This window comes from Arthrobacter sp. P1_C12_2 (assembly GCF_056406415.1).
Genome location: NZ_JBFUAF010000039.1, coordinates 1 through 9,366, shown reverse-complemented (window position 1 = coordinate 9,366; position 9,366 = coordinate 1). Strand labels below are relative to the sequence as shown.

Here is a 9,366-nt window from a genome sequence, read left to right as displayed (position 1 = left end):
GAACGTGAAGGTCTGCCGCACCGGCGCGTACCCGGCCGCGCGCAGCTGCTCCTCGACGTAGCGGGCAGATTCCTCATACCCGGAGGTGCCCGACGCCCGGTTTCCGCCGTTGGCATCGGCCACGCGTTGCAGCGCCTGCATGTGCCCCACCATGTCCCGGGACTTGAAATCCTCCAGCACGGTGCGCGCATCAACCGTGCTCACAGGATCCAGCCGCGACGCAGTACATCCCGAAAGCAGGAAACTGATAGCCACCAGGGCGGCCGCGGCCGCCGCCCTCCCCCGCCTGTACCTTCGCGCTCCCGTCACGGTACGAACATACTTCGTCAGTACTCGAGGAGGAAGGGTCCGGCTAGTGCGAACCGGCCCGGAGGGGTGCGGCGGCGGCCGCCGGGTCGGAGAAGGCCAGTCGGGGCACCATCATCAGCACGGCAGCCGCGGCAAGTCCGGTGACCCCGCAGATGGTCCATACCGTGAGGTAGCCGGCGAGCGGCGCAGCAGTCTGACCGGGGTCCCCCGCGCCGGCCCCGGCCTCGGCCACGACGTGGCTGAGCAGGGCGATGCCGAACACCGCGGACGCGAAGGCCCCGCCGATGGTCTTGGTGGTGTTGGTCAGGCCCGTGGCCATTGCTGTGCGGTTCAGGGGCGCCGCCACGGCGGCCGCCGAAGGCAGCGCCGCCACGAGGGCACCGGAGCCGACGCCGGCGATCGCCATATTGGCCAGAGCTTCGGTAAGGCTGCCATGGAACGGCAGGAACAGCAGGTACCCCACGCCCACGAGCGCGGCGGCGCCCACAAGGGTCCAGCGCGGGGTGAGCCGGCGGGTCACCACCGGATACAGCAGGGCGCCCACCAGCAGCGCCAGCACATAGACGCCGATGATGATGGAGACCTGCCCGGCGCGCAGCCCTAGGCCGTAGCCATGCAGCGCGGGGTCGGTCCGGGCGAAGGTGGACAGTGGGGCCTGCGCGCCCAGGACCGAGACGCCAAAGAGCCCGGCGGTCAGCTGGACGGGCCACATGGACTTGCCCCGCAGCATCCGGATGTCCACGAGCGGATCGGCCTGGCGCAGCTCGAACCGCGCGAACGGAATAAACACCAGAATTCCGGCTCCCACCAGCGCCCACGGCCACCACGCGCCGGCTCCGTTCAGGCGCATGAAGGTCAGCCCCGACGTGATGAGCAGCAGTCCGAGGGCGAGGAGCGTGAAGCCGCGGGTGTCCACGCGTCCGCCGCTGCGCTCACGCGATTCCGGCACACCAAACCGGATGGCGAACCAGCACGCGGACACGGCCACCGCGGGAACCAGGAGCACGAGCTGCAGTTGCCCCGCGAACACTTCCACGAGCGCACCGGCGGCGAGCGCACCGGCGATGACACCGGCCTCCAGTGCCCCGACGAGAACGCCGGCCGCGCGCCGGGTGCGGGCGGCGCCGTCGGGCAGTTGATGGACGCGGCTGAAGATCAGGGCAATTTCCAGCGGCAGCCAGACAACGTAGAAGCCCTGGACCGACCATGCGGCCAGGAAGGTCCAGAAGTCCGGGGCGAGCGCGACGCCCCAGGAGGCCGCGGCGGTGACCAGCGTGGAAGCCAGGAGGATCTTCTTGTGCCCATACATGTCCCCCAGCTTGGCCAGCACCGGCACGGCGAGGGCGCTGACCATGAGCTGGGCGGCCTCGAACCAGTTGACGTCGGCGTCGTGGATCCCCAGATGACGGGCGATATCGGTGAGGATGGGCGTGTAATAGCCCTGCAGGATTCCACTGGTGAGCTCCACCAGACACAGAAAAGCTACGACACGGCGCATGGGGGCCTTCCGGGAGGGCGGGCACCTCGCGGCCAGCCGATTGATTGCATCCTAGGCCTCCGCCTGTGCCACAAGCGGGAACCTCGGCCGGAAGGGTGCGGGAATATTCGTCAGTGGCGGGCGTTATACGGGTCGATAGATGCAAACGCATCTAAATCGGCTAGACTAGAAGCAGATCCCGGATCCACCCGGCCACGGAAAGGCACACCATGCAGATCGGCGTATTCAGCGTCAGCGACATCACCACCGACCCCACCACGGGCCGCACCCCGACGGAGCACGAGCGCATCAAGGCGTCCGTGGCCATCGCCAAGAAGGTCGAAGAGATCGGCATGGATGTCTTCGCCCTCGGCGAGCACCATAACCGGCCCTTCTTCTCGTCCTCCCCCACCACCACGCTGGCGTACATCGCGGCCCAGACCGAGCGCATCATCCTGTCCACGGCCACGACCCTGATCACCACCAACGACCCGGTGAAGATCGCCGAGGACTTCGCGATGCTCCAGCACCTCGCCGACGGGCGCGTGGACCTGGTCCTGGGCCGGGGCAACACCGCCCCCGTCTACCCCTGGTTCGGCAAGAACATCCAGGACGGGATCGAGCTCGCGATCGAGAACTACTCCCTGCTGCGCCGGCTCTGGGACGAGGACACCGTCAACTGGTCCGGCAAGCACCGCACCCCGCTGCAGAACTTCACCTCCACTCCCCGCCCGCTCGACGGCGTCGCCCCCTTCGTGTGGCACGGCTCGATCCGCACGCCGCAGATCGCCGAGGTGGCGGCGTACTACGGTGACGGTTTCTTCGCCAACAACATCTTCTGGCCCAAGGAGCACTACCAGCAGCTGATCGGCCTCTACCGCGAACGCTACGAGCACTACGGCCACGGCAAGGCGGACCAGGCGATTGTGGGCCTCGGCGGCCAGTTCTTCATGCGGAAGAACTCCCAGGACGCCGTCAAGGAGTTCCGCCCCTACTTCGACAACGCCCCGGTCTACGGCCACGGCCCCTCGCTGGAGGACTTCACGTCCCAGACCCCTCTGACGGTCGGCAGCCCGCAGGAAGTGATCGAAAAGACCCTGACGTTCCGGGAGTACTTCGGTGACTACCAGCGCCAGCTCTTCCTGATCGACCACGCCGGCCTGCCGCTGAAGACCGTCCTGGAACAGCTGGATCTGTTCGGCGAAGAAGTACTGCCGGTGCTGCGCAGGGAATATGCCGCACTCAAGCCCGCACATGTCCCCGACCCGCCGACGCATGCCGGCCGGGTGGCCGCCGCACTGTCAGCCGGGACCGCCGACGCCGCCGCCGCCCCGGCAGAGACCACCATCCAGGGCTCATGATGCCGGCCAAGACCACAGCGTCGCCGGTACGCCTGGCCGCGGAAACCTGGGAATCCCTGTTCCGGGCCCAGGTGGCGGTGATGCGCAGGCTGCAGGCGGCGCCGGCGTTCAAAGCCCTGGCGCTGAATGAGTACGACGTCCTGTTCACGCTCTCCCGCTGCCCTTCCGGGTGGCTGCGCCTGAACGAGCTCAACGACAACGTGCTGCTGAGCCAGTCCAGCCTGAGCCGGCTGGTGGAGCGGCTCGAAAAGCGCGGGCTCGTCGAACGGACACCGGCCCCCGAGGACGGCCGCGGGATTCTCATCCGGCTCACCGATGCCGGACGGGACCTGCAGAAGCAGATCGGCCGGGAACACGTGCGCGACATCGCCGCGCTCGTGGGCCCGGCCCTCTCCGCCGCCGAACAGCAGGAGCTGCTGCGGCTGACTGAGAAGCTCCGCGCCGCGGTCTCCGTGCGCTGAGACAGTGCGCTGAGAGAGTGCGCTGAAGCTGTGCGCTGAGACAGTGCGCTGGGCGGCCGTGTGTGCTGCTTAGTGGATGGCGACGAGCTGCGCCGGGTCTTCCAGCGGCAGCTCATCGACAACGGCGGTGACGCTGAGTTCCTTCAGGGACAGGCTGCCGCCCACGGTGGACAGGAAGGCGGTGTCCGAGGAATCGCGTCCGGCCGTGATCCGCAGCATGCTCTCCCGCGGCGCCAGCCCTGTGGGGTCAATGACGTGCCAGGCACCGTTGATGTGCGCCTCGGCCACGGCGTGGAAGTCCATCGGGGTCAGGCCGGGGGCATAGACGGCGGCCAGCCGGGCCGGGACGTTCTTGGAGCGCAGCAGGGCAATGGCCAGGTGGGCAAAGTCCCGGCAGACGCCGCGGCGGTGCAGCAGGGTTTCGACCGCGCCGTCGGTCCCCCGCGAGGATCCGCTGACGTAGCGCAGTTCGCTGAAAACCCAGTCGCGGACGGCGTGGAGCAGGTCCTCGCCCTGAAGACCGCCGAATTCGGCATAGGCGGTGGGCAGCAGCCGGTCCGACTCCGCGTAGCGGCTGGGCCGGACATAGCGGATCAGCTCCATGAGCCCGGGTTCCTCGGGCAGGGCGAAGCCGGTGACGGTGGCCGAATACTCAACCAGCACTTCGGTGGGTTCGGCGAATTCCATGTAGTGGAAGCGGCCGCCGTGATGGTCCGAGAGTTCGGTCAGCGGCACGTCCGCGCCCCCCGCGGTCACCCTGAGCGACTCTTCGAACGAGCCGTACCCGGCGTTCCGGGCCACGGCCACGGCGAGAGCCACCTTGGTCTCGGCAACGGTCTTGAAGGCCAGGCGGGCGGCTACGGCGCGTTCCATGTATCTCCGGGWTGTGAGGTGGGGGTGGGAAGTCGCCGTCAACGGCCCGGGGATGTGCGGGCGGGCGGGACTAGTTTTTGATCTTCAGAGACATTAGCATCCGCTGGACGTCCGCGAATTCGGACCCCTCGTTGACGTACTTGGCCGCCTGGTCGAGCGTGTCGAACGTCTTGGCGGGGGCAACTTTCTGGTCCGGGGCCAACGTTTTTAGCACTGTCAGGTCCCCGAACGAATAGTCCCCCTTGCCGGCCGGGCCACGGACCACGTTCTGCAGCGCGCAGCTCTTGCCGCCGGCGCCGCCCACCACGTTGGTTATGCCGTAGGAGCCGAAGTACTTATAGCCCTGGATCACCCGGAACACCACGTGCGGGTCAATGGTTCCCCCGCCGCCGGCGTGCGGCAGGTCGACCGGCACGCTGCTGACCACGACGTAGTTCCGTGCGGCGCCGTCCGCGCAGGCCGCGGCCGGCTGCGGCGGCAGCCCGGTCTGCAGGGTGGCCAGGTACCCGCCGTCGGCGTCCTTGACGATGACCTTCAGCGCCCCCGGCAGCGCGCCGGCGTCGGGAGCGACGGACTGGACAATCCAGTCCTGCGGCACCTCAAAACTGACGGTCTTTGCCGGGTCGGTAAAGACTTTCCAGGCCGACGCGCTCGAGCCCGGAGCGGCGGAAGCGCTGGCCGACGGTGCTGGAGAAGTGGTGGCAGACGACGTCGCACTGTCCGCCGCGCTGCTCCCTGCGGTCCAGACCGGTGTCGCCTTGCCGTTGCTCCCGCAGCCCGTAAGGGCTGCCGCCGCGACCGCGAGCGCCGCGCCGGTGCGCAGCACAGCGCTCCGGATTCCTGCGGTGCCTGAAGAAGAAGGGGCCGTCCCAGTCATGGTGCCAGCGTAGCCGGGGCGCCGCATGACTCAGAGTCCCCGCATCAGTGTTTCGTAGAAGCGGACCCCGTCCTCGAGCGTCTCCAGCGCAATTTTTTCGTCAACGGCGTGGATGGAGCCACGGGCCCGGACGTCCATGAAGAACGGCGCGAAGCGGTACACGGCGCCGCAGATCCCGGTGAAGCGGCGCGAGTCGGTGCCGCCCATCATGATGTAGGGGGTGATGATCGCCTCGGGGAAGACCTGCCCGATGCAGTCCGCCAGCAAGTCCCACTGGGCCCCCGAGGACGGCGACACCGGCGAGGGGCCGTTGCCCTCCACGACGCGCAGTTCGACTTTCGGGTCCCGGATGATTTTCCGCAGCCGTGCCATGGTGCCCTCGACGGTCTCCCCCACCGCCACCCTGATGTTGGCGTTGGCCTTGGCCGTGGCGGCGAGGACGTTCGCCCCGGAGCTGCCTTCGAGGGTGGTGATGGCGACGGTGGTTCGGGTCATGGCGTTGGTCTCGCTGCCGAGCCGGCCGAAGAGCCAGGTGATCGGCGCCCGGAGCAGTGCCACGTTCGCGAACACGGCCCGCAGCGGCGGCGGCGTGTGCGGGCCGAAGCGGCGCAGCATTTCCGCGGTCACCTCCGGCAGCGACTGCGGGAACGGGCTGCGCTCGATCCGGGTGATGGCGCGGGCCAGCCGCGCCGTCGCCCCCATCCGCGGCGGTGTGGAGGCGTGTCCGCCCGGGTCCCGGATCAGCAGCTCCACGTCCAGGATTCCCTTTTCGGCCACGCCCACGACGGCGGCCGGCCGGCTCACCCCCGGAAAGGCGCCGCCCGCGACGGCACCGCCCTCGTCCAGCACGAGCCAGGGCAGCACACCGCGGCCGGCCAGCAGGTCTGCGGCGGCCGCCGCGCTGTTGCCGGCCGTCTCCTCGTTGTTGCCGAACGAGAAGTAGAGGTCATGCGCGGGCGCATACCCCGCCAACAGAAGGCTCTCGGCCGCCGCCAGGATGGCCACGAGCTGGCCCTTGTCATCGAGGGTCCCGCGGCCCCACAGGAAGGTGCCGTCGTTGTGGCCGGAGAACGGCGCGTGCGTCCACTCCCCCGGGTCGCCCGCCGGGACGACGTCGTAATGCGCCATCAGCACCGACGCGCGCTGCGCCGCCTCCGGGGCCGTGCCGGGCCAGCGGTACAGGAGAGCGTGGCCGTTGATGCTCTCCAGTTCCAGGGCAGCATGGACCGCCGGATACAGCCGGGGCAGCGCCGCGATGAAGGCCTCGAACTCGGCGGTCTCCACGGCGTCCCCGGCCGGCGAGGACCCCTCGGCCCGGAAGGACCCCTCGGCTCGGAAGGACACCGTCCGGTACGTCACGAGCTCGGCCAGCGACGCCGCCGCACGCCCGGGACTGGCCGGTGCGTCGCCGGGGCTGTTGAGGGTATTGCCGGTGGCCGCGTCCTGCAGGGGGTTGCGCATGCGCGAAAGTCTACGGCCGGATGGGCCACGGAACGGGCTATTCGGCGCGCGGGTCCGGCCCCGGAATCCGGGGCACAATTTCGGCCTCGCGAAAGCGGATACGCTGGGGGCATGGCCGAACAGCACATTGACGGAACGCACTTTGGGGACCAGGGCGACGTGGCAGGCATGTCGGCGCTCGATATCGCGGACTGGCGGCTGCGGACCTTTGCCCTCTACACCACCACGCGCAAGATCGCCGCGGACAGCCCGGCGGAGGCGCATTCCTACTGGCGCCAGGAGCGGGACCGCATGTTCGGCACCCACCCGGCCTCGGCGCTGACGGCCGAGTCCAAGGCCACCTTCGGCGGCCTGAAGACGGCGGACTACGATCCGATCTACCGTTTCCACGTCCCGCTGACCCCCGAGGGCGCCGGGCGGGAGATGAACGTCGAAACCGGGACCGACGGCCTGGTCCGGTTTGTGCGGCTGGGCACCTTCGACCTGCCCGAGATGGGACAGCTCGCGGTCTGGAAGCTCAGGGGCTACGGCGGCGGCATCTTCGTGCCGTTCCGCGACGCCACCGCAGGCCAGCCCGGCGGCAGCTACGGCGCGGGACGCTACCTCCTGGACACCATCAAGGGAGCCTTCCACGGCGTGCGGGGCTCCGGGCCCCAGGCCGAATTCATCCTGGACTTCAATTTCGCCTACAACCCCTCCTGCGCCTACAACGAGGCCTGGGCGTGTCCGCTTGCGGGTCCGGCGAACCGGCTGGCCGTGGACATCCCTGTGGGCGAGCTGTACTGAGCGGATGGAGTCCCAGCTCGAACAGCTTGACCCTGCCCCCGCCGTCGTCCGCGGGCCCAAGACCCGGCGGTACCGCGGAATCCTGCGCTACCCCGTGGTGCGGCAGCTCATCCGGTTCACCGGCGTCGGCATTGTCTGCACCCTGACGTCCCTGGGCCTGTACGCCCTGTCCCGGCCCTGGCTCGGGGCCCAGCCGGCCAACGCGGCGGCCCTGATCCTGACGTCATTCATGAACACCGCCCTCAACCGGCGCCTGACGTTCAAGATCACCGAACGCCGCCGGATGAAGCGGGACCACCTCAACGGCCTGATCGTGATCCTCGTGGCGCTGCTGATCACCGGCGGCAGCCTGGCCGTCCTGCACTGGATCAACCCGGATGCCACCGTGGCAGAGGAGCTGTGGACCACCACTCTCTCCGGTTTCGCCGCCACCGCCGTGCGGTTCACGATGCTGCGGCACTGGATCTTCCGCCGCGCCCGGCACCGCTAGCTCCGGCCAGAGCCCCAACCCCGGGTTGTGCTGTCAGTTGATGCGGCTATGGGTGCCCGATAAGGACTTCTAGTGGTAGCTCAACCGGTGGAGGGGGTGCCGAGGGAGCGTACGCTGCCGACGGCGGTGCGGACCGCGGCTGCGGCCTCCTGCAACTCCGCTTCCGTCACGGTCGAGTCGAAGCTGAACCGCACCGCCGTCTGGGCCACCCCGGGCTCGATGCCCATGGCCAGCAGCACGGGCGACGGCGCATCCGAGCCTGCCGCGCACGCGGACCCGCTGGAGCACACCACGCCCTGGCGCTCGAGTTCCAGCAACACGGACTCGCCGCTGGTGCCCGGGAAGCAGAAGGAGGCCACCGAGGGCAGCCGCTCGGTGGGGTGGCCGGTGAGCTGTGCGCCGGGAACCCCGGCCAGCACGGCGTCGATGAACCCGTCGCGGAGGGCTGCCACGCGCCCGGCCGGCTCCCGGGGCAGCGTCAGGGCCGTCGCGAGCGCCACGGCCCCGGCGACGTTTTCGGTGCCCGAGCGGCGGCCCCGTTCCTGCCCGCCGCCGTGGAGCACGGGTTCCAGCCGGACCCTGCCACGGACAAACAGTGCGCCGCTGCCCTTGGGCGCGCCCAGCTTGTGGCCGGAAATGCTCAGCGCGTCCACGCCCAGCAAGCCGGTGTCCAGCGGCAGCCAGCCGGCGGCCTGGACGGCATCCGTGTGGAACGGGATGCCCTGCGCCCGGGCCAGCGCCGCGAGCCGGGCGATGGGCTGGACCGTGCCGACCTCGTTGCTGGCGTACATGACGCTCACCAGGGCCGTCCCGGGCTGCAGCACGGCGCTCAGGGCCTCTTCGGTCACCTGCCCAAAGCGGTCCACGGGGATCACGTCGACGGCGAAGCCGTGCACCCGTTCGAGGTACCTGGCGGATTCTTCCACGGCGGGATGTTCGACGGCGCTGATCGCCACCCGGTCCAGGCGCGGATCGGCGGCGCGCCGGGCCAGGGCGATGCCCTTGACGGCGAGGTTGTCCGCTTCCGTGCCGCCGGAGGTGAAGACGACTTCCCCGGCGCGGCAGCCCAAGGCCTTCGCGGTGGCGGCGCGGGCCCCGGCGAGCGCCGTGGCAGCCGCCCCGCCCAGGGAGTGATGGCTTGAGGGGTTGCCGAATTCGCCCGTGAGGTACGGCCACATGGCCTCCAGCACCTCGCGGCGGACCGGCGTGGTGGCCGCGGCGTCGAGGAAGATCACGGTGCGCCTCAGCCGGCCGTCGGACCGGCGCCGGGG

General features: G+C 69.7%; 9 protein-coding genes and 1 pseudogene. 4 read left to right on the top strand and 6 right to left on the bottom strand.

All coding sequences use genetic code 11. The features are described 5' to 3' along the window. Together AC1DZQ_RS22275 and AC1DZQ_RS22270 are read right to left on the bottom strand one after the other, a co-directional pair. Positions 1 to 204: pseudogene (locus tag AC1DZQ_RS22275) on the bottom strand (peptidase M28); the annotation flags it as partial. 148 nt (positions 205 to 352) lie between these two features. Further along, complete coding sequence (locus AC1DZQ_RS22270; protein WP_476965538.1) at positions 353 to 1,777, bottom strand: MFS transporter; 1,425 nt, start codon at positions 1,775 to 1,777, stop codon at positions 353 to 355. Positions 1,778 to 2,016: 239 nt separating this feature from the next. Here AC1DZQ_RS22270 and AC1DZQ_RS22265 point away from each other — a divergent pair, with 239 nt between their 5' ends. Further along, a complete protein-coding gene (locus tag AC1DZQ_RS22265) occupies positions 2,017 to 3,147 on the top strand; it encodes an LLM class flavin-dependent oxidoreductase (RefSeq protein ID WP_476965537.1) in 1,131 nt (376 codons plus the stop codon). Further along, positions 3,147 to 3,608, top strand: a complete 462-nt coding sequence (locus AC1DZQ_RS22260; RefSeq protein ID WP_476965540.1) for a MarR family winged helix-turn-helix transcriptional regulator — start codon at positions 3,147 to 3,149, stop codon at positions 3,606 to 3,608. Before AC1DZQ_RS22265 ends, AC1DZQ_RS22260 begins: the two co-directional genes overlap by 1 nt. 69 nt (positions 3,609 to 3,677) lie before the next feature. Here AC1DZQ_RS22260 and AC1DZQ_RS22255 read toward each other — a convergent pair whose 3' ends face one another. From AC1DZQ_RS22255 to AC1DZQ_RS22245, 3 genes are all read right to left on the bottom strand, one after another. Next, entirely contained in the window at positions 3,678 to 4,481 is an 804-nt protein-coding gene (locus AC1DZQ_RS22255) for a transglutaminase-like domain-containing protein (protein WP_476965536.1), read from the bottom strand. 70 nt (positions 4,482 to 4,551) lie between these two features. Then, positions 4,552 to 5,358, bottom strand: coding sequence for a hypothetical protein (locus AC1DZQ_RS22250; protein ID WP_476965535.1), 807 nt, complete (start codon positions 5,356 to 5,358; stop codon positions 4,552 to 4,554). Positions 5,359 to 5,388: 30 nt separating this feature from the next. Beyond that, positions 5,389 to 6,819: a M20/M25/M40 family metallo-hydrolase gene (locus AC1DZQ_RS22245; protein ID WP_476965534.1), complete on the bottom strand. Its 1,431-nt coding sequence runs from the start codon at positions 6,817 to 6,819 to the stop codon at positions 5,389 to 5,391. A gap of 111 nt (positions 6,820 to 6,930) precedes the next feature. On the opposite strand from AC1DZQ_RS22245, the gene AC1DZQ_RS22240 reads away from it, so the two are divergent. After that, positions 6,931 to 7,605 carry a DUF1684 domain-containing protein gene (locus tag AC1DZQ_RS22240; RefSeq protein ID WP_476965533.1) on the top strand — a complete coding sequence of 225 codons (675 nt, stop codon included), beginning with the start codon at positions 6,931 to 6,933 and terminating at the stop codon, positions 7,603 to 7,605. A gap of 4 nt (positions 7,606 to 7,609) precedes the next feature. Further along, on the top strand, positions 7,610 to 8,095 hold the full coding sequence (locus AC1DZQ_RS22235; RefSeq protein WP_476965532.1) for a GtrA family protein: 486 nt from the start codon (positions 7,610 to 7,612) through the stop codon (positions 8,093 to 8,095). An 80-nt stretch (positions 8,096 to 8,175) separates the two neighbouring features. Here AC1DZQ_RS22235 and AC1DZQ_RS22230 read toward each other — a convergent pair whose 3' ends face one another. After that, positions 8,176 to 9,330, bottom strand: coding sequence for a cysteine desulfurase family protein (locus AC1DZQ_RS22230; protein ID WP_476965539.1), 1,155 nt, complete (start codon positions 9,328 to 9,330; stop codon positions 8,176 to 8,178). Positions 9,331 to 9,366: the final 36 nt, after the last annotated feature.

Bases quoted from the DNA above. Each gene is read 5' to 3' on its own strand.
- AC1DZQ_RS22250 (WP_476965535.1), bottom strand. From the start codon at position 5,358: ATGACTGGGACGGCCCCTTCTTCTTCAGGCACCGCAGGAATCCGGAGC.
- AC1DZQ_RS22265 (WP_476965537.1), top strand. From the start codon at position 2,017: ATGCAGATCGGCGTATTCAGCGTCAGCGACATCACCACCGACCCCACC.
- AC1DZQ_RS22260 (WP_476965540.1), top strand. From the start codon at position 3,147: ATGCCGGCCAAGACCACAGCGTCGCCGGTACGCCTGGCCGCGGAAACC.
- AC1DZQ_RS22235 (WP_476965532.1), top strand. From the start codon at position 7,610: ATGGAGTCCCAGCTCGAACAGCTTGACCCTGCCCCCGCCGTCGTCCGC.
- AC1DZQ_RS22240 (WP_476965533.1), top strand. From the start codon at position 6,931: ATGGCCGAACAGCACATTGACGGAACGCACTTTGGGGACCAGGGCGAC.
- AC1DZQ_RS22245 (WP_476965534.1), bottom strand. From the start codon at position 6,819: ATGCGCAACCCCCTGCAGGACGCGGCCACCGGCAATACCCTCAACAGC.
- AC1DZQ_RS22255 (WP_476965536.1), bottom strand. From the start codon at position 4,481: ATGGAACGCGCCGTAGCCGCCCGCCTGGCCTTCAAGACCGTTGCCGAG.